The 23022-nt window shown below is 44.1% G+C and carries 32 protein-coding genes; 5 read left to right on the top strand and 27 right to left on the bottom strand.

What is annotated here, in order from left to right; all coding sequences use genetic code 11:
• Positions 1 to 80 precede the first annotated feature (80 nt).
• Both ACOJUR_RS12685 and ACOJUR_RS12690 read left to right on the top strand, forming a co-directional pair.
• Positions 81 to 302, top strand: a complete 222-nt coding sequence (locus ACOJUR_RS12685) for a hypothetical protein (protein ID WP_072872716.1) — start codon at positions 81 to 83, stop codon at positions 300 to 302.
• 11 nt (positions 303 to 313) lie between these two features.
• On the top strand, positions 314 to 730 hold the full coding sequence (locus tag ACOJUR_RS12690) for a spore coat protein (RefSeq protein WP_420950210.1): 417 nt from the start codon (positions 314 to 316) through the stop codon (positions 728 to 730).
• Positions 731 to 885: 155 nt separating this feature from the next.
• Here the strand turns inward: ACOJUR_RS12690 and pcp are convergent, their stop codons facing one another.
• Both pcp and ACOJUR_RS12700 read right to left on the bottom strand, forming a co-directional pair.
• On the bottom strand, positions 886 to 1548 hold the full coding sequence (pcp, locus tag ACOJUR_RS12695) for a pyroglutamyl-peptidase I (protein WP_420950211.1): 663 nt from the start codon (positions 1546 to 1548) through the stop codon (positions 886 to 888).
• A 96-nt stretch (positions 1549 to 1644) separates the two neighbouring features.
• A complete protein-coding gene (locus tag ACOJUR_RS12700) occupies positions 1645 to 2214 on the bottom strand; it encodes a manganese catalase family protein (RefSeq protein ID WP_420950212.1) in 570 nt (189 codons plus the stop codon).
• 138 nt (positions 2215 to 2352) lie between these two features.
• Here ACOJUR_RS12700 and ACOJUR_RS12705 point away from each other — a divergent pair, with 138 nt between their 5' ends.
• On the top strand, positions 2353 to 2946 hold the full coding sequence (locus ACOJUR_RS12705) for a histidine phosphatase family protein (RefSeq protein ID WP_072872720.1): 594 nt from the start codon (positions 2353 to 2355) through the stop codon (positions 2944 to 2946).
• On the opposite strand, the gene ACOJUR_RS12710 is transcribed toward ACOJUR_RS12705, so the two are convergent.
• Genes ACOJUR_RS12710 through cobU form a run of 4 tightly spaced genes read right to left on the bottom strand, consistent with a single transcriptional unit; the run spans position 2943 to position 6267 of the window.
• On the bottom strand, positions 2943 to 4016 hold the full coding sequence (locus ACOJUR_RS12710; RefSeq protein WP_420950213.1) for a pyridoxal phosphate-dependent aminotransferase: 1074 nt from the start codon (positions 4014 to 4016) through the stop codon (positions 2943 to 2945). The two genes, ACOJUR_RS12705 and ACOJUR_RS12710, sit on opposite strands and share 4 nt — an antisense overlap.
• 12 nt (positions 4017 to 4028) lie before the next feature.
• The gene (gene cobS, locus ACOJUR_RS12715; RefSeq protein ID WP_420950214.1) at positions 4029 to 4775 is read right to left on the bottom strand and encodes an adenosylcobinamide-GDP ribazoletransferase; all 747 of its coding nucleotides are present in this window, start codon (positions 4773 to 4775) and stop codon (positions 4029 to 4031) included.
• Complete coding sequence (gene cbiB / locus ACOJUR_RS12720) at positions 4763 to 5722, bottom strand: adenosylcobinamide-phosphate synthase CbiB (protein ID WP_306952663.1); 960 nt, start codon at positions 5720 to 5722, stop codon at positions 4763 to 4765. Before cbiB ends, cobS begins: the two co-directional genes overlap by 13 nt.
• Positions 5719 to 6267, bottom strand: coding sequence for a bifunctional adenosylcobinamide kinase/adenosylcobinamide-phosphate guanylyltransferase (cobU, locus tag ACOJUR_RS12725; protein WP_072872724.1), 549 nt, complete (start codon positions 6265 to 6267; stop codon positions 5719 to 5721). The genes cbiB and cobU overlap by 4 nt, the downstream gene beginning before the upstream one ends.
• 246 nt (positions 6268 to 6513) lie before the next feature.
• Between cobU and ACOJUR_RS12730 the strand changes: the two genes are divergently transcribed.
• Complete coding sequence (locus ACOJUR_RS12730; RefSeq protein ID WP_420950215.1) at positions 6514 to 7287, top strand: glycosyltransferase family 2 protein; 774 nt, start codon at positions 6514 to 6516, stop codon at positions 7285 to 7287.
• On the opposite strand, the gene ACOJUR_RS12735 is transcribed toward ACOJUR_RS12730, so the two are convergent.
• From ACOJUR_RS12735 to ytxC, 16 genes are all read right to left on the bottom strand, one after another.
• On the bottom strand, positions 7266 to 7460 hold the full coding sequence (locus ACOJUR_RS12735) for a hypothetical protein (RefSeq protein ID WP_420950216.1): 195 nt from the start codon (positions 7458 to 7460) through the stop codon (positions 7266 to 7268). The two genes, ACOJUR_RS12730 and ACOJUR_RS12735, sit on opposite strands and share 22 nt — an antisense overlap.
• Before the next feature lie 12 nt (positions 7461 to 7472).
• Positions 7473 to 7916 (bottom strand): hypothetical protein, encoded by a 444-nt coding sequence (locus tag ACOJUR_RS12740; RefSeq protein ID WP_420950217.1) that lies wholly within the window; start codon positions 7914 to 7916, stop codon positions 7473 to 7475.
• A gap of 125 nt (positions 7917 to 8041) precedes the next feature.
• Positions 8042 to 8761: a glycosyltransferase family 2 protein gene (locus tag ACOJUR_RS12745; RefSeq protein ID WP_072872728.1), complete on the bottom strand. Its 720-nt coding sequence runs from the start codon at positions 8759 to 8761 to the stop codon at positions 8042 to 8044.
• A complete protein-coding gene (locus ACOJUR_RS12750; RefSeq protein ID WP_420950218.1) occupies positions 8728 to 9522 on the bottom strand; it encodes a glycosyltransferase family 2 protein in 795 nt (264 codons plus the stop codon). The genes ACOJUR_RS12745 and ACOJUR_RS12750 overlap by 34 nt, the downstream gene beginning before the upstream one ends.
• 640 nt (positions 9523 to 10162) lie before the next feature.
• Positions 10163 to 11449 carry an IS110 family RNA-guided transposase gene (locus ACOJUR_RS12755; RefSeq protein WP_420950494.1) on the bottom strand — a complete coding sequence of 429 codons (1287 nt, stop codon included), beginning with the start codon at positions 11447 to 11449 and terminating at the stop codon, positions 10163 to 10165.
• A 99-nt stretch (positions 11450 to 11548) separates the two neighbouring features.
• Positions 11549 to 11674: a hypothetical protein gene (locus ACOJUR_RS12760; protein ID WP_420950219.1), complete on the bottom strand. Its 126-nt coding sequence runs from the start codon at positions 11672 to 11674 to the stop codon at positions 11549 to 11551.
• A 17-nt stretch (positions 11675 to 11691) separates the two neighbouring features.
• Positions 11692 to 11814, bottom strand: coding sequence for a hypothetical protein (locus ACOJUR_RS12765; protein WP_420950220.1), 123 nt, complete (start codon positions 11812 to 11814; stop codon positions 11692 to 11694).
• Positions 11815 to 11836: 22 nt separating this feature from the next.
• Positions 11837 to 12100, bottom strand: a complete 264-nt coding sequence (locus ACOJUR_RS12770; RefSeq protein ID WP_203115278.1) for a spore coat protein CotJB — start codon at positions 12098 to 12100, stop codon at positions 11837 to 11839.
• Positions 12097 to 12318: a spore coat associated protein CotJA gene (locus tag ACOJUR_RS12775; RefSeq protein WP_072872733.1), complete on the bottom strand. Its 222-nt coding sequence runs from the start codon at positions 12316 to 12318 to the stop codon at positions 12097 to 12099. The genes ACOJUR_RS12770 and ACOJUR_RS12775 overlap by 4 nt, the downstream gene beginning before the upstream one ends.
• 144 nt (positions 12319 to 12462) lie before the next feature.
• Positions 12463 to 13014, bottom strand: coding sequence for a divergent PAP2 family protein (locus ACOJUR_RS12780; protein WP_238413657.1), 552 nt, complete (start codon positions 13012 to 13014; stop codon positions 12463 to 12465).
• A 45-nt stretch (positions 13015 to 13059) separates the two neighbouring features.
• Positions 13060 to 13866, bottom strand: coding sequence for a TrmH family RNA methyltransferase (locus ACOJUR_RS12785; protein WP_203115277.1), 807 nt, complete (start codon positions 13864 to 13866; stop codon positions 13060 to 13062).
• A 127-nt stretch (positions 13867 to 13993) separates the two neighbouring features.
• A complete protein-coding gene (rplT, locus tag ACOJUR_RS12790; RefSeq protein WP_072872735.1) occupies positions 13994 to 14353 on the bottom strand; it encodes a 50S ribosomal protein L20 in 360 nt (119 codons plus the stop codon).
• A gap of 101 nt (positions 14354 to 14454) precedes the next feature.
• The gene (gene rpmI / locus ACOJUR_RS12795) at positions 14455 to 14652 is read right to left on the bottom strand and encodes a 50S ribosomal protein L35 (protein WP_072872736.1); all 198 of its coding nucleotides are present in this window, start codon (positions 14650 to 14652) and stop codon (positions 14455 to 14457) included.
• 164 nt (positions 14653 to 14816) lie between these two features.
• A complete protein-coding gene (gene infC, locus ACOJUR_RS12800) occupies positions 14817 to 15335 on the bottom strand; it encodes a translation initiation factor IF-3 (RefSeq protein WP_072872737.1) in 519 nt (172 codons plus the stop codon).
• A gap of 205 nt (positions 15336 to 15540) precedes the next feature.
• Positions 15541 to 17508 (bottom strand): threonine--tRNA ligase, encoded by a 1968-nt coding sequence (gene thrS / locus ACOJUR_RS12805; protein ID WP_420950221.1) that lies wholly within the window; start codon positions 17506 to 17508, stop codon positions 15541 to 15543.
• 327 nt (positions 17509 to 17835) lie between these two features.
• Positions 17836 to 18705, bottom strand: coding sequence for a sporulation protein YtxC (gene ytxC, locus ACOJUR_RS12810; RefSeq protein WP_072874275.1), 870 nt, complete (start codon positions 18703 to 18705; stop codon positions 17836 to 17838).
• Between the two features lie 304 nt (positions 18706 to 19009).
• On the opposite strand from ytxC, the gene ACOJUR_RS12815 reads away from it, so the two are divergent.
• A complete protein-coding gene (locus ACOJUR_RS12815; protein WP_420950222.1) occupies positions 19010 to 19978 on the top strand; it encodes a type I phosphomannose isomerase catalytic subunit in 969 nt (322 codons plus the stop codon).
• Positions 19979 to 20078: 100 nt separating this feature from the next.
• Here the strand turns inward: ACOJUR_RS12815 and ACOJUR_RS12820 are convergent, their stop codons facing one another.
• The 5 genes from ACOJUR_RS12820 to nadB all read right to left on the bottom strand — a co-directional run bounded on the left by ACOJUR_RS12820 (position 20079) and on the right by nadB (position 23019).
• Positions 20079 to 20330, bottom strand: coding sequence for a hypothetical protein (locus tag ACOJUR_RS12820; protein ID WP_072874277.1), 252 nt, complete (start codon positions 20328 to 20330; stop codon positions 20079 to 20081).
• A 19-nt stretch (positions 20331 to 20349) separates the two neighbouring features.
• Entirely contained in the window at positions 20350 to 20598 is a 249-nt protein-coding gene (locus ACOJUR_RS12825) for a hypothetical protein (RefSeq protein WP_072874278.1), read from the bottom strand.
• Between the two features lie 13 nt (positions 20599 to 20611).
• Positions 20612 to 21106 carry a hypothetical protein gene (locus ACOJUR_RS12830; protein ID WP_072874279.1) on the bottom strand — a complete coding sequence of 165 codons (495 nt, stop codon included), beginning with the start codon at positions 21104 to 21106 and terminating at the stop codon, positions 20612 to 20614.
• On the bottom strand, positions 21103 to 21351 hold the full coding sequence (locus ACOJUR_RS12835) for a hypothetical protein (RefSeq protein WP_420950223.1): 249 nt from the start codon (positions 21349 to 21351) through the stop codon (positions 21103 to 21105). The genes ACOJUR_RS12830 and ACOJUR_RS12835 overlap by 4 nt, the downstream gene beginning before the upstream one ends.
• Before the next feature lie 72 nt (positions 21352 to 21423).
• Positions 21424 to 23019, bottom strand: coding sequence for an L-aspartate oxidase (nadB, locus tag ACOJUR_RS12840; protein ID WP_420950224.1), 1596 nt, complete (start codon positions 23017 to 23019; stop codon positions 21424 to 21426).
• Positions 23020 to 23022: the final 3 nt, after the last annotated feature.

Genomic DNA, 23022 nt, shown 5'->3' on the forward strand with positions numbered 1-23022 from the left:
CAGAACCACATTTTGTATAAGGAGCTTCCTCATCGCATACACTACACCCGCTTGTCATTCATGCGATAAGGAGGCTCCCTATGCAACCTTTGACGGCTAAAGAACTTGAATATATCGTGGATAGCATGTCCAATGAAGATTTGCTTCTTAAGCAGAGTGTCATTGCCACAGGACAGGCTAAAAGTCAGGTATTGCAAAATTTCTGCAACCAATTGCAAGATCGTCACGCAAGACACTATCAACATCTGCTAGACGTTCTTCAACAGCATGCTCCCTTAGCGCCTTCACAGAGCCAAAGATAGGAGGAATGGAAGTGTATCCGCAATCTCCCAATCCCTATACACAAACATCAATGGCAGCGAATTCCTGGATGGAAGATCAGGATTTGGCATATACCGTTTTGGCAGATTTGAAACGCGTCTGCCGCGAATACACAACAGCCGCTACAGAATCTAATTGTCCAGCAGTGCGGCAAATGTTTGTCAGTCTTTTAAACGATTCACTTCAACTTCAGGCCGAACTCTATCACCTGATGCAACAGCAAGGTTGGTATAACACATCATCACCAGCGATACGCAGCGAATTAGACAAGCAGGTACAGCAGTATCGCCAGTCTGAGCAAAAAACGCGTCAATGGGCTCAACAGCATAGGTCACAGCCACAACAACCCATCCCACCCATCCAGACTTCCGCATATACTCCTCTGTATCCTAACGGTCACTATCAATAAATCGCTGTCTATCATGAACGCTTCTTACAACCATCGCCCAGACATGGTGTCCTATCAGATTTTAAGATGGGAATAAACTGCCTTGCCCTGTCTGGGCATCTTTGAAGATTCTATTCTCTACGATCGACCCGTTCTTGAATTCATAGAATGAAAACCTACTGTTCCGTTCCAGTCACAAGAAAAATATCCTTCTTCTCAGCCATTGCTGTACGCGCGCAAATTTCCAATCCTTGAACAATCATCTCCAAACTCATAGAAGGTTCCGAACGCTGCACGGTCTGCTCGGGTAAAAAGGGAATATGAACAAACCCGCCGCCTCGTATATGTGGATATTGTGTCGCCAAAAGATGCATCAACCCATAAAAGAGATGATTGCATACATAGGTTCCAGCCGAATAGGAAACGGAAGAAGGTATGCCTGCGTCGCGCATAGCTTGAACCATAGCTTTAACAGGCAGACTGCTCCAATAAGCTGTAGGTCCATTTTCCACTATCGGTCTATCGATGGGCTGTTGTCCTGCATTGTCCGGAATACGCGCATCGTCTAGGTTAATCGCAATTTTTTCTGGAGTCATGTGCATACGTCCACCCGCTTGACCTACACCAATCACTATCTCTGGATGGATATCTTCAATCGCTTGCTGAAGTATTTCTATGCTTCTATGAAATTCAGTAGGAATAGCTACTGCTTGTAAAACAACTTCGTCACCGTTCAATTCAAATGTTTTCCCCTGTAGACAGCGTGTTGCTTCCATGGAGGGATTGACAATATCTCCGGCGAATGGTTCAAAACCAGTCAATAAAACAAATTTCCGCAAAACAACCAGACCTTTCTGAGCAGAAATTCTTGCATCTTCATGAAAGCGTATACGACAAATATAAGTTTACCATGTCTGAATGAACTCCAAACCCTATTAAAAGATTTTTTGCTCCTCTTGATATTCTTTCAACATTTCAACAGCTTCGCGGAAACGCAAAGCATGAATAATTTCCCGCTCTCGCAAAAATTTTAGACTGTCTTGAATATCGACATCATCTGTTGAATCAATCATCCATTGGTAAGTAGCACGCGCCTTTTCTTCAGCTGCAATATCTTCATATAAATCAGCAATCGGATCGCCCTTGGAAGCGATATAAGCCGCTGTCCAAGGCACACCGCCTGCATTGGTGTAGAATAAAGACGGACCATGATTGAGAAAGTAAGGTTGCAAACCTGCCTCTCTCATTTGCTCAGGTGTGGCATCTTTCGTTAATTTATAAATCATTGTCGCAATCATTTCGAGGTGGGCAAATTCTTCTGTCCCAATGTCTGTAAGAAGCCCGATCACTTTATCTGGAATGGTATATCGCTGGTTTAAATAACGCAGAGCTGCTGCTAATTCTCCATCTGAACCGCCATACTGTTCCATCAATATTTTCGCCAGACGTACATCACATTTTCCTACACGTACAGGATATTGCAGTTTTTTCTCATATATCCACATGAAACCACCCCCGTTGCAGATACTGTCAGGGATGGATATGTGAAAATAGTTTGTACCTATGCAAATTATCATAGCAAAAATAAGTTCGATCACGATTTTTCATCATGTTAGTTTGATATTGAAAGCGAGTGAATGAAAATGACTACGCTGTTCTTTGTCAGACACGGCGTAACTGAAGAAAATCTCCAATATACGCTCATCGGGCATACGGACCCTTCTTTGCACCCACAGGGTATAGAGCAGGCCCATCAAGTTGCAAAAACATTAATGAATGAGGAAATAGAAGCGGTGTATACTAGTCCTCTCAAACGCTGCCTGGAAACTGCGGAATGTATTGCTCAAACACACCATTCATTACCTGTACAAATTTGTCCTTCACTTCAGGAGATAAACCTTGGTATCGTTGATGGTATGTCTTCCTTTCTCGCCTACGAACGTTATCGTTCTTTACTCGATGAAGCACTAGACGAGTCTCTTACCGATTTTGCGTTTCCAGGTGGGGAACGAAGAAGCGAAGCATTGCAAAGGTTCCATACAGCTCTGAATAAGATCTGCTCACGCCATCCTCATGGTCATATTTGTGTTGTGACACACGGTGGTCTGTTAGGACTCTGGCTAGCTACTCTGCATGGAGATTCATTAGGTCGTTTTAGACATTGGCAACCTCGTCATGGTACCATCACACGAGTTGAACGAAAGAATGACTCTTTTCTGCTGATTGACAACCGCTAAAAAGCTTGTAATGCTTGATTCAATGCGTTCCATAAGCTCTCATTTGCAGAATGTGTCTGAATAGCTACTCGTATATCCCTTTCTGACAACGTAGCAAAGTCATGACAGCGCCGAACAAATATCCCTTCTGCTTCAAGACGTTTCAATATTTTGTGCACAGGTATGTTTTCATGGAAACGAAATAGAAAATAATTCACGCTTGGCATAAACAGATGTCCAGCATTTGAGCTGCCCCAAGTAGCCAAAATATACTGCTGTTCATGGGACAGCCAATTCCAGGTAGCTTCAGAAAATGCTCTATCTTGGTAAGCTGCTGTTGCAGCTGCTTGAGCAAGATGATTGACACTCCATCTGTCTCGGTTATGCTCGATTCGATTAGACAATTCTCGATGGGCGATGCCATAACCAAATCTCAGTCCTGGAATGGCATACATTTTAGTGGCGGATCGAACCACAACCAAATTGGGCAGGTGGATCACCTGACGCATCAACGTCCTGTCCTCTTCATCCAATCGAAAGTCCATAAACGATTCGTCCAAAAGTACTGTAACTTCTTTTCTACAGAGCATGGGCAAAGAAGTCGAGAATTCTTCCTGGCGCCAACAATATCCTGTTGGATTATGCGGGTTATTGATAATCAGCAAATCTCCCTTCATGGAAGAGTCCGCAATTTCCAAGAGAGTATTCTGCAAAGAAGTATTTCCGATTGTTTTTTCCATCACTTTTGCGCCCGCTCGATATGCTGCCTGACGATATTCGGAAAAGGCAGGTTCCAGAATCCAGACGCGTTTCGGACTGAGTGACCGGATAGTTAAATCAAGGATCTCTGAAGCTCCATTCCCGCAAAATACTCCATAATCTTCTGATAAGCCGTATTTGCTGCGTATGGTTTCAATGACTCGAGATTGACGCGCGTCTGGATAATGACGAATTTCTTTTAATGCATCCTGAATTGCAGACATCACACTGCTTGGAGGACCAAGTGGATTAATGTTAGCGCTGAAATCAAGCAGTTCTGTCAAGCTTCTGCCACTCTGCTCTGCATATTCATAAATTCGCCCTCCATGCATGGACAATCTCTCCTATCGATTGAAAAATACGAGTAACATCCACCCAACCCATTCAACAATTTCATTTAAAGCCCCATAGGTATCGCCTGTGTTGCCAGCAAATTTTTTGAACATCCATCCATTAAAAAGTAAAACGACGAACACGGAAACAAGCCATAACCAAAAGACTTCCTGGATAGGCAAGAGCAAAACAGATAACAACAATGTCATACATGTGGCTGCCAAGGTCACCCAAAAAGGAAGTTTCCGAGAAAAAAACCATCCTAATCCTTCCTGACGAGCTGAAGGAAAAAAACCCATGGACCATACCATACTCAATCTGGAGAACATGGGGACAACCACAAAATAACCCAAATAGGGAGGAGATAAACTAGATAAAGCAGAAAACTTGCCTATCAACAATAAGAGTGCCGCCACTGCCCCCATGGCACCAATACGGCTGTCTTTCATAATCTCAAGCGCAATTTCACGAGCGCGTCTGCTACCTAGTGCATCAGCTGTATCCATCAAACCATCTAAATGGAGAGCTCCGGTGAGCCATGTATAGATTGTAAGCGATATCGCACTCGCTGCCATTGAGGACAAATATCTGGAGAAAAACCACTCTGAAAGCCAGAGGACAACCCCCAATAACCCTCCGATGATTGGAAACCAAACCACACTTTTGCGAATATCTTGCTCAGAAACGTTGTGAATTTCAGGCGTAGGTACAATGGTTGTAAATTGAAAAGCCAGAAGGAGCCATCTCACAATCGCCATATCAGAACTCCTCCAAGTGCAGTCAACATCAGCAAGATAAGGCATGTAACTTGAATGATGCGAATCACACGTACAATATCTTTGGATTCCAAAGAACGAGTGGGATTCCCAAGCAGAGCGCGATGGGATGGAACACCCCCATAATAATTCACGCCCCCTAACTGTACGTCTAAACCACCCGCTACCATAGACTCAGCGATTCCACTGTTTGGACTGGGATGTTTACGGGCATCGCGAAACATTATTTTCCATGCTTGACGCGCATTGTTTCCTGTTAATCCAATAGCTATCCACAAAAGCACAGCCGTAAACCGCGCCGGGATAAAATTGAGAAAATCGTCAAACCGGGCTGAGGCCCAGCCAAATTCTTGATATCGTTCATTTTTATAACCGACCATAGAATCCAGCGTATTAGTTGCACGATAAAGCATCGCCAGCGGAGCTCCACCTATACAAGCGTAAAAAACGGGCGATACAATGGCATCTACAATATTTTCCGCAAGCGTTTCGACAGTTGCTCGCAATACTTCGACTTCTGACAGATTTTCAGTATCCCTACCGACAATTTTGGCAACCTCATTACGCGCGGAATCTAGTCCTTCCTTTTGCAATCGGTGCAGAACGCCCCATCCAGCATCCTCCAAACCTTTCCAGGCGATAGTCGTAGCAATGACGAAAACATTGATGGCTACAGCTAACCAGAATATGTAGTGGTAGAGAAGAAAAAGTAGGCAAGCGAATGGAACAGAAGCTATCAAAAGAGTTGATAAGGTCAATAGTATTCCTTTTATCCGTTGCATCTGTCGAGAATGACCGGGGGTATTCCATCTTTTCTCAAACCAGGCAATATATTTGCCTAAAATAATAACGGGATGCGGAATCCAATGCGGATCTCCAATAATCCTGTCCAAAACTAACGCTAAAAAGGTTATGAAAAATAAATTCATGGGAGAGTAACCTCTATACTTTTTAAGTCAATTGGGATTCCAGCCACAACCCAGATTGCTTTTTCAGCGTCTCTGGCCATCCTTTGGTTTATCCAACCAAGACTGTCTCGATACTGTCTTGTGAAAGAATCCATTGGGACAATACCTTGTCCCACTTCACTAGAGACGATAACTACCGGTTGCTTCCGTTCCTTCATAGCAAGAAGCAAATTTTCACTGCGTCGACGTATCTCATCCTCGTCACAACCATCCAGAAACATCCAATTATTCAACAATAAAGACAAACAATCAATGAGCAACACATTCGACGTTTCACACGTTTTCAGCCATTGTTCTAATAAAAGAGGCACTTCTACAGTTTCCCAAGTATCCGGACGCTCTTGGCGATGGCGATCAATACGTGTCAGCATTTCTTTATCACTGGCTTGTGCGGTTGCCACATAAGTCACATTGAGTGAATGGCGATGGGCTAAACCTGCAGCTAAACGTTCTGCATATGCGCTTTTACCACTTCTGGCACCACCAAGCACCAAAAAAAATCCCATTTTGACCGTACTCCTTTACGCCAAATCATAAATCACTGGCTCACAACGGAGTACCAGCAAATCTTACACATTCAATTCTCCCGTAATGCTATGAGAATGTCTGCGATTCGTCAAGCATATGCCTCTAACGCTTGTCCATTGTCGAAACCATTACATTTTCACCAGTGCAAGCTAATCAGGCATAGACTAAAACCGTCCGGAAAATGCTCTATATGTCATTTTAAACTATAGAGAGGAGGACTATCATTGACTGTTTCAAAAATCGCTCCTAAAATCAGCATCTTACTCTGTACGTATAACCACTCATCTTCTTTGAGAACAGCTTTGCAATCCGTCATCAATCAAACTTTTCCGGATTGGGAGTGTTTAGTAATTGATGACGGATCGACCGATGAAACCAAACAAGTCTTACAATCATTTCAAGACTCTAGAATAACTGCTTGTCACTTAGAAAAAAACCGTGGGAAGTCTTGGGCGCTCGAACAGGCTAGAAATATAGCGCGTGCAAATATCTGGATAGAACTTGACGATGACGATTGGCTTGCCCCTGAAGCGGTCGCCAAAGTATTTCAATACTTTTCCCATCTTCCGGAAGACGTGGCCTTACTCACATCATCTTATACATTATGGTCTTTCGACAAGGCCAGAGGCATGGTCTATCGTCGAGCCATGGCAGCTTACCCTATTTTCATATTGCCTACACGCGCTTCAGTTCCTATTCCTCGATGTTATCGCCGCTCAGCAGTGGAACAAGCAAGAGGTTGGTCAGAGTGGCTAGCTTATGCTGAAGGCCGCTTTTTTGAAGATGCTTTTCTGACAACCGTTCTCCTCCAACAATATCAAATTGCTCGTTGCAATGACGTGCTCTATCATCGCGTCCTGCATCGAAAAAGTAACAGCCAACAAGCAAAAAATCTTTATTCATCGCTTTTCAGTGCATATTTTAGCCAGTACCCAAATCGCCAAATTCAACCTTTTGTTCCTGAAGATTGGAAATTTTACACCAACACACGCACATAATCAATTTGTGCATCGTTCAATATTACCTCAGTTGCCTGGCCATACACTGTAGATTCTTCAATAACAATGACCGTTTCTGTTACTTCTTTCAACGTTCCTTCATAATACGACGGGTTAACTGCGACTTCGATTTGGTTGCCAATAAATTTCCTTACCATCTCTTGAAATGTCATTGTCTTCACTCCTTATGCATAAACAGCGCTGATTTTGCTATACGGAACTATCACGACATCACTATTCTGTTCCACTAATTGCACTGCATTGATACCTGCAATTTGAACTGTACCCGTCAAACTGCCGGAAGGTGTAACAACAGTGACCGTCGAGCCTTTGTGTTGTTCAAAAAAACTGCGCAAGGCTGGGTTAGCTGCTAAGCCACTTTCCAATGCTTGCCTAATAAAACGAATTTGTTGTTCTAAAGCTACAATTTGTCCTTCAATGAACATGCGTCCTGGTATACGCCCTGTCAATTCATGAACTTCGCCTTCTAAGTGCCGCAATCGAATTCTTTCTTCTGCCAGTTCTCTTTGAATTCTGTGGACAACATGTTCAAGATGCTTAATCTTCATCTTTACTCTTCTTCGAAAGCGCGGAAAATGTTGCAACGATTGCACTTCCAATTTGACCATGTTCAACTCTCCTTGAAAGTAAATTTTTTTCTTTTACATTATTCCAATGATTGAATCAATGAATGGGACAATCGTTGGATATATTCCAAAATAGACTCTCCGAATTCCTCATCCGCCTGATCAATTCACTCTACCCATGCTTCCAAGACAGGGTTCTCATCTAGGATAGATTCATAGTGTTCACGTGGACAAAATTCTGAATCGGGGTCGCGCTGAATGTAAAACTCGTATTTGCGTCTCGTTTCTTCGAGAGTTCCAGCATAACCAAAATGACGAATGCGAAGGTCTGATTTTTTGCCTGGAAAATCGGCTATCACATTCTGAGGAATACTGCCACCGTGTAAAGCTTGCGGATTCCATGTATATTTTGATCCGGGAAGATAGCGAAACAGCCTCGGACCATATTGTACGGGAGCCCATAATTTATCCACTCTGTAGTGCGTCATAGAATGCCAAAAATGATAGAAGCGGAATGCGTACCAATCCCATCGTGCTTGATTGATCATAGAACGAACCTCTTGTTTAAATCTCTCTTCAAACATTTCATCTGCATCAATAGCTAGAATCCAGTCAGGTTTCGTGGCCAGAGTGCGATAAAAAAGCTTCATTTTCAAGTTTCGTTCATTGACTCCAAACATGGATTCATTGGAAGTAGCGAGTGAAACCACTTTGGAATAGGACCTGCATATCTCTACCGTTTCATCGGTAGACCCATCATCCAAAATTACGATTTCATCTACATATTCCGATAAATCATTAAGAACCATACGCAGATAGCGATGAGCTTCATTTTTAACTTGCATCATGGCGGTCAATTTGTTTCCTGATGACTTCCTGCCTGCCATATTCCCACTTCCTCTCCTGGGTGTTCTGCCCAATTTATCTTCCATTTCTTTTCAAAATAGTTTCGACTGTTTTCAAACCATTGCCGCAGTTGACGGTGATTTCGACTACTCCCGCCAACATCATGACGAATCACACTTTGCGGACAATAAACCACCCTATATCCATGCCAGCGAGCATTTATCGAATAGTCAGTTTCTTCAAAGTAAAAAAAGTAGTTCTCGTCAAACAAGCCCAGTTCGGACAACAAATCTCTGCGTATCATGTACAGTGCGCCACAGACACTGAGACAATCTTCTTGTTCATTGTAGAGATGGAGTCCATTGGGTTCTAAATAACCTCGTGGTTGGTGATCAAAAACAGTGCCAAATACTCCAGCCGCTGTAATTCTTCCTTGTCCATCTATCATTTTAGGCCCCACAACGGCTATGTTAGGATCAGATTGTATACATGCCATTAAGGGTTCAAGCCATCCTTCCTGCACCATCACGTCGCTATTGCATAGAACGATATAAGGACTGTTCCCCTGCAAAATACCTTGATTGCATGCACGTGCATAGCCGAGATTTCGAGTATTTCTTAATACTTGCAGATGAGGAAAACTGTTCTTCTTCAAAGCCTGTACTGACCCATCCTGACTGCCGTTATCCACCACATAAATTTGAAATGGTAGAGAAGTGTGTTTATAAATCAACTGTAAACATTCTAAAAGGAGCGAACGCGTATTGTAGCTCACCACAACAATATCCACTAATTTTTCCAAAGCAACACATCCTTTGCCAAATGACTCCTCATCTATGCTACCTTACGCATCCTAAGAAAAATGGGACACGGCAAATAGGACCTGCTCACCATCCCAATAACGGAGATGAACAGATCCTGTCCTGACCGATGCTCTTTAGTTCAGCATGGGTGTACAGATGAAGAAGGACGGAACGCTCCTACTGACTCCCTGACCATTAGTTGATAAGGAAAAATATCTTTCAGGGAATGGGAAACTCCCACTATAAATTAATGTTTTCTTCTATTTACTCTCTCATTCTCACGATTACGCACCTTGACAATTTGAGAGGGATTGCCAGAATGCTAGATGTGCCAATTTTCAAACGGATACTCCGTGGCAGGAACAGAGATTGGCGTTAATTTACCAATACATGGAACATAATGATGTTCGCACCTTTGGATGTCCACACGTTCCCTTGCGGTTTACCCTCCCATGTCACACTGGGTCTATGCCCTCACATTCCTTCGTTCTACCTCTCAAGGGGTGGATGCCGTTTCTTGCTCCTTTGCTGGGTCGTTGCCCTTATGGAATAGTTACTACGGCTTATCCGTGCTTTCGTTTGTCTTGGTCTTTCATCGTGTCTCACAAGCGAGTAAGTTGAAGTACGAGTTTGAATCAGTTAAGCAGCCATCTGTAGTTGGGACTTCCGAAGCGGTCCCAGTAAATCTTCAGAGTTGTACGGTACTTGCTTTGTCCCCAATGTGTGCAGGACACGAATGAGCTTTCCACACAGCGCAATGAGCGACTGTTTCTTCTTCAAGGGATTGCATGTTCGTGTCGTATAGTAATGGTGCAAAGCCTTGAACTCTGGATTCGTAGCTACCATCGGTAATATCGCTCGGAATAGAAGTGCCCTCAGCCGTGAGCGTCCACGTTTAGAGATGCCAGTTTTCCCTTTTCTCTTGCCAGAGCTGTTTTCTTTCAAATTGAGTCCAGCAAGCCGAATGATCTGCTGCCCATGGTCATATCCCTGAAGGTCACCGACTTCAGCCAGGAAGCCAGCAAGTGTCGTTACACCCATCCCTGGTACACTCAGCATCTCGTCAGTGCCTGGAATCTGGTTGAGCAGTTGCTCCACCTGAGCCATGATTTCGTCACGTTGCCGAGTGAACATGTCGTATTGCTCCAGTAGAGCCGTCAGTTCCAACCGAGCAGCCTTGAGTCCCTCTTTCAGACCAATGGACTTTTCAGCGGCTGTTACGAGCCGTTTTGCTCGCTTTATACCGACAGCCCGTTTCACACCGCCACTTTTCCACTGGTTCACAATCTCACTGGCGCCTAGTAAGACGAGGTCCTGTGGAAACGGAGACTCACGCAGTGTAATGAGAGATGCCTTGCCTTCCCAATCCTTGAACACCTGGGTGTATTCCGGAAAGAACCGGTCGAGCCAGTTCTGTATCCGCCGCTGCACCTGACCTAGATTCACCATAACCTTTTCCCTCAGGTTCATGAGGATTCGTAAATCCGCATAGACACCTGTTGGGAGTTTGGGCTCGGTGTACTTGCCGTCCTTCACGAGATTCGCAATGACCTTAGCATCCTTGTAGTCGTTCTTCGTCGGCGAGTTATCCTCCAACTCTTTGCTCTTGTTGACGTGATGCGGATTCACGAGCACGAATCGAACGTTCAAGTCTTGAATGAAGGCACCTAACGGGAACCAGTAGTGTCCGGTCGGCTCAACGCCAAAGACGACATCCGTCTTGCCGTGCAGCCGTTGCAACTCCGTCATCCACGTTACGAGTTTCGTCAGACCCTCATCGTCATTGCTAAAAACGCACTCTCTACCGAGCTCAATTCCACGAAAATCAATGGCTCTCGCTACATGCGTTTGCTTCGCAATGTCCGCTCCCACAATGATGGTAGCGTCGGTAATTTGTTGGATTCGTTGATTTTGCTTCTGTTGCATCTTATACTTCACGTTGAGCGTCCTCCTCAATTAGGGAATGAATGTCCTGCATTCGGAACCCAGCATACAGGAGGCGCTCTTTTTGTTTCAAACCCGAAATTAATTCATTACAGGAATGGCTCCTACCCATACCTGAGTTTGACCTATTGTATCCCAGTTAAAATACCCTTCACTTCTCCGCTTGCTTTTTTTTCGCTCCAAATAGGATGGGTTATGTCTCATCATGACACGCTTCCCCCTCTTCAAGCAAGATGCCCGCAAGGCATCCTACGGTTGAAAAGTGGATTTTGCGCCTCATAGAAAAAGTTTACATTTTCTTCAAGAAAGACAATATAAAAATAGGCAGCAGCTAGCGCTCCTGCCATTCAACATTTCACGATATTCTCTTCAAATTTGCCAGGGCCAAGGCGTATTCGACCACGCCCAGCTCTCACCTGTTGGGCTGTTGCCATACTGTTGAAGAGGACCAAATTTGGCTTCAAACTGACTCATTAAATTGGCTTTACGCTTTTGAAATTGCTGAAATTGAGCCAGTGCTGCTGAATCATTCGGATGCGTATCCAAATAGAGGGTCAAATCAACCAGTACAAAATCGACAGCCTGCAACTCCTGCAAATAGTGATAGTATTGGGAGGAAACTGACATACTCATCGCCCCCCTTTGCCATCATGGTAAGGATAGGGGCTGAACAAGTCGGGCCACAGTACTCCGTGGCGAAGTGCCTGTTGAGGAGAATACTGTTTCAATTGCGTAGGTTGTACGGTTATCCACTGGTTGGGTGGAATGACAAAACGAACAAATCCCCTGCCGGGACAAGGATCGTACGGACTGCGGTAGGGTGCGTAAGCAGCCCACTGGTGAAACTGCACTGGCAAAACCTCGCTTTCGCAGGTCTTAGCAGCCTTTAAAAAGGCTAAGCCCTTCTCTATGACGATACGTATAGCATAGAGATATGCGAATAGGACAGTTTACAGACGCCAGACTGCTGCAATACCACGACTCATTTGAAAATATTAGTGCAATAGTAAGGCTACTACAAGCCCCACCACACCGCCGCCGAGTACTTCAATTGGCCTATGGCCAACATGTTCATTCAGTACGGGCCAATCTGTCAGCCACCAAGGCAATTTTGCAATCCGCATAGCTGGTATTTTGTTGGTTTTCCAGTTTGTAGAATCCACTCGACCTTGCCCACTTCCCTGGTTCACATTTTTTTGAGAATGGAGCAAAGCGTGTTGCCCTTTTAAATCGTGCAGCAATCGATTTAACACAGCGGCTTGGCGACCAGTTTGCCAGCGCACCCCAGCTGCGTCGTACATGACAATGATGGCAATAAACAAACCTAATCCCAAAACTGGATTTTGACCGCCATAACGTAGCCATAATTCAACAACCAAAGCAACCACCAAAGCTGTGTGTGAACTCGGCATACCGCCAGACTGCCGCATACGCTGCCAATCAAAACGGCGAGCTTGAATCATGATGAGAATAGGCTTCAGTACCTGGGCAGTGACCATAGCCACCAGCGGAGCAATCCAGATATAAGCGGATTCTCTCAATATCACATTAGTTTCCTCCATTATCAAATCCTTACTTGCTGTGGGAACCCACTAAAGGATTTGAGTTAGACGTTGACGATACATTTCATACAGAAGAACACTGCCAGCCATTGCAGCATTGAGACTCTCTACTGTTTTCTGCATGGGAATAGACAACGTTTCATCAATCAAATGCAAAAGGCTAGCCGAAATTCCATGCGCTTCACTGCCAATGACCAAGAGAGTTGGAGCAGTTAAAGAAACATCATGGCACATTCTTTCAGCATCAGCTTGAGCAGCAATCACGTGACCTCCAGGATAGCAACGCTTCCATTCTTCAATATAAACCGACAATGCTTCTCCCACAACCGATAGCCGAAACAATCCACCCATTGCAGCGCGTACCACTTTTGGAGAAAGAAAATCAACAGTCCCTATTCCACAGCATACTTCTTGAACGCCAAACGCTTCCGCACTGCGAATCAGTGTACCGACATTCCCAGGGTCTTGTAGCCCATCTAAGAGTAGAACATGTTCAGGATATTGAGGGCGAGTTTTTTCTTCCGGCCAGACAGCAACAGCCAAAATACCCTGTGAAGATTCTGTATCACTGACGAGAGCATAAGCTTGTTCAGATACTTCCCATACATGTTCAATTTTCTTATAGCCAGACAGTGACTCGAGTGCGGAAAAATCTCTCTGCCGAGTGGAGAGCAATACCAGTGTCTCGATGCATAGTTCACTTTCCAATAAATCTCGAACGAGTTGCTCACCTTCTACCAAAAAGCGACGCTTTTGCCAACGCTCGTTTTTTTTCTTTAAGCGAGCTAAAGAGCGAATTTTTGGATTTTGCGGCGACTCGATATACTGTACGGTCATTGATTCATCTCCCCACCAAAATGAAGAAAGAAAACCCGGCCACAAAGAGACGGTTCGGATCAAATTCACCGAACGCTCAAAAGCCGGGTTGACCTTAGTGTTGCAATGTGTGTTGACCGACGGTTGATTACGCCTCTATCTTAGCGCGCGCAACCTTGACCAATTCAGCAAAGGCCGCACCGTCTGTCACAGCCAAATCAGCTAGCATCTTGCGATTCACTTCTATACCTGCCAATTTCAATCCATGCATCATCTTACTGTAAGATAAACCGCTCTGACGCGCAGCCGCATTAATACGTTGAATCCAAAGGCGACGAAAATCACGTTTACGGACTCGACGATCACGGTACGCGTATACGAGAGATTTCATAACCTGCTGTTTAGCCGTACGATACAGACGATGTTTAGAACCGCGATAACCACGCGCAAGTTTCAAAATCGCTTTATGACGACGACGAGTGACTTTACCAGACTTTACTCTTGCCATTTTCCAACTTCCTCCTCAGATGCCTCACAGCGAATCTGCAAACCTCACTCCGCTATCGAGTGCGTATGGGGTTGTCCAATCTAAATTCATTCCAAAACTAATTAAAGATAGCTGACCAAATGTTTAATACGCTTGACATCTGATGGAGAGACAAGTGTCGTCCCCCGCAAAGTCCGCTTGCGTTTTGCCGACTTCACTTCGGCTTTATGATACGCAAAAGCGTGGGCTCGCTTCAGTTTGCCATTGCCAGTACGCTTTACTCGCTTGGAGAGACCACTATGAGTCTTCATTTTTGGCATATTCGTTTCCTCCCAAACCATGTAAACCCGCCGCAACCTGCAGTACACCGCCGGGCGGCGGATTTCATCTATTCATCAAAAAACATGGTATAGATTTTACTGTTCCGCTTACTTCTTACATCAAGTCGTACCACTCTATACAACTTGCCGAGAGCCTCTTCATTTTAAGTGGACGATTTGGGCGCCAGAATCATAATCATGCTCCGTCCCTCAAGGCGAGGAACGCGTTCAACCGTTGCTGAATCTTTGACGGCTTCAGCAAATTTCATCAACAACTGCTGACCAAGAGAAGCGTGTGTAATTTCTCTTCCACGAAAGCGAACAGAAATTTTCACTTTATCCCCATCCGCCAAAAACTTCATTACATTTTTTAGCTTAACCTGAAAGTCATGCTCCTCAATATTCGGGGTCATGCGAATTTCCTTGAGCAGAATAACTTTTTGATTTTTACGAGCTTCTTTTTCCTTCTTGCTCTGTTCATACTTGAACTTGCCATAGTCCATGATGCGGCAAACGGGCGGCTTCGCCGTAGGCGCCACATTGACGAGATCTAAGCTGCGTTCTTCAGCCAAACGGCGAGCATCACGCAACTGCATAATCCCCAACTGATTGTTGTTTTCGTCAATTACCCGCACTTCTCTGGCGCGTATCCCATCATTGACTTGATACTCTTCTTTGCTAATCTGCTGTCACCTCCGGATGAATTCAAGCCCGCCATAAAAAAAGCGCGGCAATCATCCGCGCTCTTGTTTATTTGCACCCAATAATCGCAAATCAACAATTCTTCAACCCGCCAGCCGTACCAGCCAGGTGAGAAGCGAGCGCTTCTTCTTTAGAATTACGTGTAAACACACAATACCATTATAGCAGCAATTCACAAAAAAAACATCATACCAACAATTTTTTCTCTGCAATCTCTTGAGCGAGCATTTCAGCAAACTCGGACAATTGTAGGGGACCCATATCTCCTTTTCCATACCTTCTTACCGATACACTGCCATTATCCCGTTCTTTTTCACCCACAACCAGTGTGTATGGAATTTTGCGCACTTGAGCTTCACGAATTTTATAGCCAATCTTCTCTGGCCGAACATCCGCTTCTGCTCGAAAACCACGTTGAGAGAGAAACTCCGCCGTTTCTTGAGCATAGTCTGAAAATTCTTCAGCGACACTAGCGACACGTACTTGTACAGGAGCAAGCCAAGCCGGGAAAGCTCCCGAAAAATGTTCCGTCAAAATTCCCAAAAAACGATCGATAGACCCAAAGATTGCGCGATGGATAACCACCGGACGATGCATTTTTCCATCCTCACCGACGTATTCCAAATCAAAACGCACTGGTAATTGGAAATCCAATTGGACTGTTGCACACTGCCATGTACGTCCAATCGCATCACGAATGTGAAAATCGATTTTAGGTCCGTAAAATGCCCCGTCCCCCGGATTGATGCGATACTCAACACCCGCTCCATCAAGAGCTGCCTGCAAAGCTGACTCAGCTTCTGTCCACAGTTCATCCGAACCCATAGAATTTTCTGGACGAGTGGATAGCTCGATATGATAAGGGAATTCAAACACGCCGTAGATTTTAGAGACTAATTCAAGCACATTCTCAATCTCTCTGCCAATCTGATTCGGTTGGCAAAAGATGTGAGCGTCATCTTGCGTAAACGCCCGCACACGCATCATACCACCGAGTGTTCCGCGCAATTCATGTCTGTGTACATGACCGTACTCTGCTATGCGCAACGGTAATTCTCGATAAGAGCGTAGTTTATTGCGGTAAATCAACATATGTCCAGGACAGTTCATCGGTTTGAGCGCATAAAGTTCATCGTCAGCTTCCGAGACATACATGTTCTCTTTGTAATGATCCCAATGGCCTGATTCGACCCAGAGCCGCTGATTCATCAGCGTTGGTGTGCGGACTTCCTGGTATCCGGCCTCAACTTGCAAGCGCCGTTCAAATATTTCTAACTCATTGCGAATAACCAATCCATTTGGCAAATAAAACGGCATACCCGGAGCATCTTCAGAGAACATAAATAGTTCTAGCTCCTTGCCAAGTTTACGGTGATCGCGTTGCTTCGCTTCTTCCAAAAATTTTAAATGATCTTCCAGTTGAGATTTTTTTGCAAACGCTACTGCGTATAAACGGGTCAACATCTCTCGTTGACTATCTCCTCGCCAATAAGCTCCCGCCAAGGACATAATTTTGAAGGCTTTAATATAGCCTGTGGATGGAAGATGCGGACCTCGACAAAGATCGACAAACTCGCCTTGTCGATAGAGTGTCAGTGTCGTATCCGCAGGCAAGTCTTCAATAATTTCTACCTTGAAACGATCGCCACGGGTTCGAAAAAATTCGAGCGCATCGGAACGACTAATTTCTTCCCGAATGATAGGTAAATTTTCGCGAATAATGTTTTGCATTTCAGTTTCTATAGCAGAAAACTCTTCAGGAGAAAAATCGTGATCGGCAAAATCGTAATAGAATCCATTTTCAATCACGGGTCCAATGGCAAACTTGGTACCTGGAAACAGTCTTGCTACTGCCTGCGCCATTACATGAGCTGCGGAATGGCGCATAACTTCCAAACCTTCTGCGTCTGCTAGAGTAAAAAACTCGACTACAGCGTCTTCATGAACAGTGCGCTGCAAATCCATCCAATGACCATTCACTTTAGCCACTACTGCCTCTCTGCCAAGCCGGGCAGAGAGACGCATAGCAAGTTGTTGCAAGGTGGTACCGCTCTCCACCGCAATTTGTTGACCGTCTTTGAGCGTAATTTGGTGTTCCAACATCGTTACCTCCATTTTTTTTGCATTTTGATTTTCATCTGAAGCCAATCCCATTGGACAGCTTTGACAAAAAGAAAAGCGCTCCGTCCCCATGGGACGAAAACGCTTGGTTTCCGTGGTTCCACCCAAAATTGCAGCCCTTTTCAAACTGCCACTTTGTGCGTATAACGTACGCCCCGTCCAGCATTTCGAGTTTAGGCCTATACAGCCTCTCTCCCTGCCAGAAGCTCAGAAAGTGGTGTCTTTTCACTCTGCTGGTTTCACGCTTTCAGCCACGGCGAGAAATCTCTGAATGTCCGAGAATGAAAAGCTCGTCTTTCTTCAATGCTCCGTTGATGATCATCCTATTTTCGATATCCTATGCCAAACGAATGTCAAGTGTCAAGTCTCCATGTCGCCCGGAGTGCGAAAAAACACAATTTGCTGTTGATGAAGGAGTTGACAAGTAGAACAACCGCCGCAAAAAATGGCACGTTCACGAAATACTCGCTTGAGTGTCTCAGCAAAGGTTGGATATTGTTGATTGTGCGCTAAATTATGAATTTTTATCCACTGAGGAGATTTCGTAATCAGGAGACTCATAGCGAAATCTTCAGGATGAATCTCTTCCGAAGCTGACGCTCGCATCAGTGCTTGAGTCATTTCTCGATCACGTACCAACTCACCTGTCTGATTGCATATCCATATATGATGGTTTGTAATATAAACATCGAAAGTTTCCAAATGTTGCGGCTGTTCATCAAGAATCAAACGGAGAATTTCTACAGACTCCGCATATTCACGATCAGAAAAAAATTGTTGTAGTTGATGATCAATTTCCCATTCCACAAGTTGTAAATTCTGTTGAAAACGAAAGCGCGCAATCATATCCAACATAATTGGTACCGATGCTTCTTGCGCATAATGGATGGACTGCATAATGGCTTCCTGTATATTCAGCGTTTCGTGTTGCGTTTGTATCTCATTTCGACGTACTTCGTGGAGAACTAAAAGTGAAATATACTCGAGTTCATCAGCTTCCAGACAAGGTGCTTTGATGGTAAGCAAGTGCCGTAGGTACAACGGTTTCCATATTTCACACAAAAAAGTAGACAGCAATACAGCGATCTCATCAGGATGTGTAAAAAAGAGCCTTAACGTATCTTGTGACGGTTCACCTCTGCTTACCACAGAAAGACGCAAACCCTTGCCACTCAAAAAATGATACAATTCCGTGAACGCTGCTCTAGTCTGCAATTCTACGCTGTACACGTTCACACGTCCTTCCTTTGGCGCGATTCGATGCTAAGATGTCGAAAGTTGACTGTGACGCTTCAAGTATGGCGATGTTTTCTGCTTGTCATACTCCCTGCAATAATCCCTGCGCCCAATCTACTCTCAATTCCAATAGACTCGATACGCCTCCATCTCAATCGTATTCCTAAGCATGAGATTACGCACTTGCAAAACACCCAGATATTGAAAATTTCATACAGCCCATTCTTATTTTCCTGTAAAATGATCGAATAGAGTTAGCCTCTACGTCCAGGAACCCAAAAGGAGACGACTGTAACCAATGAAGCCTTATCCAGTCCAATTTCGTCCCATTCCAGTAGAACGCCTCTGGGGTGGACACACCATGAAAAAACACTTCTCTGTAGAACATTTGTCTCACCCAATCGGTGAATACTGGTTGCTTTCGGCTCATCCAAATGCTCTAAGTGTAGTAGAAAATGGTCCTTTAGCAGGAAAAACATTGCAGGAACTGACAGAAAAATACCCAGACGCTTATTTAGGGCACTCTCCGCAACCTCGTTTCCCAATCCTGATCAAGTTGATTGAGGCGCGGCAGGATTTGTCTGTACAAGTTCATCCTGACGACAACTATGCCCTTCAATATGAAAAAGATTATGGTAAAAGCGAAGCTTGGTACATCCTGAATAGCCCGACATCCCAACAAATGATTTATGGACACCGCTTTCAGAATCGTGAGGAATATATCCAAGCCGTAAAGTCTAAACGAGTGCGTGAATATCTCATTTATCAATCGATTTGTGAGGGAGATTTAGTCTATGTACCAGCGGGGACATTACATGCATTGCTAGCTGACACAGTCCTGCTTGAGGTTCAACAAACCTCCGATGTCACTTACCGTGTCTATGATTGGGATCGAACTGATACGAGTGGAAAACCGCGCCAATTGCATGTGGATAAAGCGGCTGATGTTTTATCTTACAATACTCAACTATCTCATCAAGCGCTCAAACCTTACCGGCAAGAGAGAAATCATGTCGAAGTTCTTATCGACTGTCCATTTTTTCATATCGATCGCGTTCAATTGAAGGCTAACACTGTTCACACCATCGCGCCAATCCAATCCCCCATAACCATCATCATGGTCTCTGGGACGGCGTTTATGGAGTGGGACACTCTTCCTGCACACGCTGTGAAACATTTTGCTGCCTGGATGATTCCCGTAGGAAGTGAAACCAGATTGACAGCGCAAGATGACGTTGTTTTCTTGCAAGTCACTTATCACGATTAACTGAGGATTTTGTCAGAGTCTTATCGAATGTGCTCCCCATAGACACATGTTGTTTGTGATAGCAATCTGCCTTCGGGGAGCACAACAACAATCCTAATTCTTACATATTCCCTCCCATATCCGGTTTGAAATCTTGATCATTGATCACACCATCTATACCTTCAAACCCATCATTCAACATATTGTATAAACCATTACTAAAATTAAACACGCCGTAATTACCCGCATAAGCTGCGTTGTATTTCATATTGGCATCCCAACCACTGAAATTAAACTCGCCAACCAAAATGCCGTTGGCATTTTGCTGTGGTGTACTGGAATTAATATTTCCTATCATTACAAAGACCGGCATGAACCCAACCTCGCTTTCTTTAGATATTCATCCCTATCAGCGGCTTGAAGTCCGAATCGTTCATCAAACCATCTATCAACTCAAAATTGTCATAAAGATAGGCCGACTGAAAACATACAAAGTTAAATAAACCGTTCAAAGCACCGAATCCCTGATTTTGCTTTTGATTTGCATCCCAACCGCCACAGTTAATCTCGCCAATAAATACCCCTGCATTTTGTTGGGGACAATTGATGTTGATTGCACCAATACAAATCATGTTTGGCATGGAGAGGAACCTCCTAGCGAATGAGCGCCTTAAAATCCTGATCAAAAATCACTCCGTCCACAAAATCTGCATCTTCAATATAATTGACGTTTTTCGCTTCAACATTTTGATTGCCACTCGTGGCACCGCGTGCTAAATTTTGCTTCGCATGAGAATCAAGTCCTGTTATTTTCACATCTCCTACAAATACTCCCGAATTCTGCGATATACTCAACACTTGGATACTATCAAATGCAATCTGCGTCATCTTCTCAGAAGCATCCGGCTGTGACTGATAAATTTTCACATCGCGATCGTCAATCGGGGTATCAATTCCGTCATTGTCATAAACGATGCTTAAATTGCCCAAAAGCGCATTGTGGGAATCTATAGAACCTATCCCGCTATTCGTTTTAGAATGATTGCTGATACCCAGAATGACGTTTTGATTGGATATATATACGCCAGAATTATCACTAATAGAGCCCACTTTTACAATAATTTCCGGTAGCTGATTTTGCTGACTCATTGCGTTTTACTCCATTGCGGTTTCATATCCTGGTCATGGATGAAACCATCTACAAAAATGTCTCTGTCATTTACAATTTGAACATTTTGATACAAATAATTTACACTGCCGAGCATTGAGTCATGAACAATATTCTGTTTTCCACTGGAATCCAGTCCAGAAACATGAATTTGTCCCACAAATACCCCGCAATTTTCCTGTGCCATCTGAATATCCATTTGGCGGAACAAAATTTGCAAAGACATGCGCATGGTTCCTTTCCCTTAAATTTCACCCGCGCATGAAGCGGATACCATGACGGGATATTTAATGTTATGTCAAACTTCTGCCATTACGACTGACAGACGCCGATTCTTCTGTAAGATATTAAAATCATCGCATGCATCTTTATAAATGGAAGGGAAATCTTCTCGACGCAGCCAAGTATCCACATGATGTAACCGAGAATCGGGGACAGGAAAATCTTCACGGAAATGTGCTCCCCTGCTTTCCTGCCGAGAAATCGCTGATGCTATAATCCATCTTGCTGTACAAAGAAGACCAGATTGCGGATGTTTTTGCTGAAGTTCAACAATGGTTTTCAAACCCTTATCCAAAGAGCATTGATCACGAACAATACCCACTGCTTTCCACATTACTTTTTGGACTTGGTCTAACAGTTCCTGGCTATCTGGAATTCTTTCTATTTGATACTGGGTTAAGGAAACGTTAACTTCACTTTCTTCGTTGTTCTCAGAGCGGAGATGTTCGTCTAAAGCAAATGCCATCACCAAACATTCCAATAAAGAATTACTGGCTAATCGATTGGCTCCGTGCGCCCCTGTACAAGCGACTTCGCCTATCGCGTAAAGGCCTTCTACATCTGTTTGACCATTCATCTCAGTAGCTATTCCGCCCATCATAAAATGGGCTGCAGGAAAAACCGGCAGAAGATCTCGGGTAGGATGAATTCCATAAGATATACATCTGGCAAAAATATTGGGGAATTTTTGTTGAAAATTTTGGATGTGGCGACAATCCAGATATACATGTCTGCCTTCTTGCATACGCTGATAAATCTTCCTAGCCACCAAATCACGCGCTTCTAAATCTCTTAATGGATAATCTTTCATGACGGCTTCTCCAAAATCGTTTACTAATATGCCACCCGCACCGCGTACAGCTTCGGAAATTAAAAAAGCGGGAAATCCATTAAAATAGAGGGTTGTTGGGTGAAATTGAATAAATTCCAGATTGCGCAAACTTGCACCTGCATCATATGCCAGGACAAGTCCATCACCTGTTGCTCCTCTTGGATTGGTTGTTCTTTGAAATAACTGCCCTACTCCACCTGTGGCTAAAATGACTGCACGTCTAGCATAAAATTCTATTTTTTCCTGTGTGCGATTTGCAAACTGTGCCCTTGCACCTATCACGCGCCCATTCTGATTTTGCAAGAGGGTAAGAACGTGCATATTGACCAGCTGATGAATGTTAGGTCGTTCTTTCAAAGCGACCATCAAAGCTTCCATCAATTTTCGTCCTGTTGCATCTCCCCCAGCATGCAATATCCGTCGTCTTGAATGTGCACCTTCCAAGCCTAAGGAAATCTGTCCCGTTGAGCTTTGATCAAATGAAACTCCTATTTCTTGCAGCCAATGAACGATACGAGGAGCTGTCTCTGCTAAGCATTGGACAGCTCTTGGATCAGATAATCTATTCCCCGTCTCTAATGTATCTTTTGCATGTAAGTTTACGTTATCATCCATTCCAATAGCGGCTGCCATTCCTCCTTGGGCGGCAAAAGAATTGCTTTCCGTAGGAAAATCTTTAGAGAGAAGCAGTACACTGCCATGCGAACTAAGAAGATATGCAGCTGCGATGCCCGCAAGTCCGTTTCCTACAATAACGAAATCATATTTTAACGTTTCCATCAC

Origin of the sequence: Alicyclobacillus tolerans, from assembly GCF_048984885.1 — a bacterium.
GTDB lineage: Bacteria > Bacillota > Bacilli > Alicyclobacillales > Alicyclobacillaceae > Alicyclobacillus_I > Alicyclobacillus_I tolerans.

Excerpts from the sequence above, each read along its gene's own strand:
- ACOJUR_RS12685 (WP_072872716.1), top strand. The coding sequence starts at position 81 with ATGCAACCTTTGACGGCTAAAGAACTTGAATATATCGTGGATAGCATG.
- ACOJUR_RS12700 (WP_420950212.1), bottom strand. The coding sequence starts at position 2,214 with ATGTGGATATATGAGAAAAAACTGCAATATCCTGTACGTGTAGGAAAA.
- ACOJUR_RS12705 (WP_072872720.1), top strand. The coding sequence starts at position 2,353 with ATGACTACGCTGTTCTTTGTCAGACACGGCGTAACTGAAGAAAATCTC.
- ACOJUR_RS12710 (WP_420950213.1), bottom strand. The coding sequence starts at position 4,016 with ATGCATGGAGGGCGAATTTATGAATATGCAGAGCAGAGTGGCAGAAGC.
- cobS (WP_420950214.1), bottom strand. The coding sequence starts at position 4,775 with ATGGCGATTGTGAGATGGCTCCTTCTGGCTTTTCAATTTACAACCATT.
- cbiB (WP_306952663.1), bottom strand. The coding sequence starts at position 5,722 with ATGAATTTATTTTTCATAACCTTTTTAGCGTTAGTTTTGGACAGGATT.
- cobU (WP_072872724.1), bottom strand. The coding sequence starts at position 6,267 with ATGGGATTTTTTTTGGTGCTTGGTGGTGCCAGAAGTGGTAAAAGCGCA.
- ACOJUR_RS12735 (WP_420950216.1), bottom strand. The coding sequence starts at position 7,460 with ATGACATTTCAAGAGATGGTAAGGAAATTTATTGGCAACCAAATCGAA.
- ACOJUR_RS12740 (WP_420950217.1), bottom strand. The coding sequence starts at position 7,916 with ATGGTCAAATTGGAAGTGCAATCGTTGCAACATTTTCCGCGCTTTCGA.
- ACOJUR_RS12745 (WP_072872728.1), bottom strand. The coding sequence starts at position 8,761 with ATGGCAGGCAGGAAGTCATCAGGAAACAAATTGACCGCCATGATGCAA.
- ACOJUR_RS12755 (WP_420950494.1), bottom strand. The coding sequence starts at position 11,449 with ATGCAACAGAAGCAAAATCAACGAATCCAACAAATTACCGACGCTACC.
- ACOJUR_RS12760 (WP_420950219.1), bottom strand. The coding sequence starts at position 11,674 with ATGATGAGACATAACCCATCCTATTTGGAGCGAAAAAAAAGCAAGCGG.
- ACOJUR_RS12765 (WP_420950220.1), bottom strand. The coding sequence starts at position 11,814 with ATGGCAGGAGCGCTAGCTGCTGCCTATTTTTATATTGTCTTTCTTGAA.
- ACOJUR_RS12770 (WP_203115278.1), bottom strand. The coding sequence starts at position 12,100 with ATGAGTATGTCAGTTTCCTCCCAATACTATCACTATTTGCAGGAGTTG.
- ACOJUR_RS12785 (WP_203115277.1), bottom strand. The coding sequence starts at position 13,866 with ATGACCGTACAGTATATCGAGTCGCCGCAAAATCCAAAAATTCGCTCT.
- rplT (WP_072872735.1), bottom strand. The coding sequence starts at position 14,353 with ATGGCAAGAGTAAAGTCTGGTAAAGTCACTCGTCGTCGTCATAAAGCG.
- rpmI (WP_072872736.1), bottom strand. The coding sequence starts at position 14,652 with ATGCCAAAAATGAAGACTCATAGTGGTCTCTCCAAGCGAGTAAAGCGT.
- thrS (WP_420950221.1), bottom strand. The coding sequence starts at position 17,508 with ATGGGATTGGCTTCAGATGAAAATCAAAATGCAAAAAAAATGGAGGTA.
- ACOJUR_RS12815 (WP_420950222.1), top strand. The coding sequence starts at position 19,010 with ATGAAGCCTTATCCAGTCCAATTTCGTCCCATTCCAGTAGAACGCCTC.
- ACOJUR_RS12820 (WP_072874277.1), bottom strand. The coding sequence starts at position 20,330 with ATGCCGGTCTTTGTAATGATAGGAAATATTAATTCCAGTACACCACAG.
- ACOJUR_RS12825 (WP_072874278.1), bottom strand. The coding sequence starts at position 20,598 with ATGCCAAACATGATTTGTATTGGTGCAATCAACATCAATTGTCCCCAA.
- ACOJUR_RS12830 (WP_072874279.1), bottom strand. The coding sequence starts at position 21,106 with ATGAGTCAGCAAAATCAGCTACCGGAAATTATTGTAAAAGTGGGCTCT.
- ACOJUR_RS12835 (WP_420950223.1), bottom strand. The coding sequence starts at position 21,351 with ATGTCTTTGCAAATTTTGTTCCGCCAAATGGATATTCAGATGGCACAG.
- nadB (WP_420950224.1), bottom strand. The coding sequence starts at position 23,019 with ATGGAAACGTTAAAATATGATTTCGTTATTGTAGGAAACGGACTTGCG.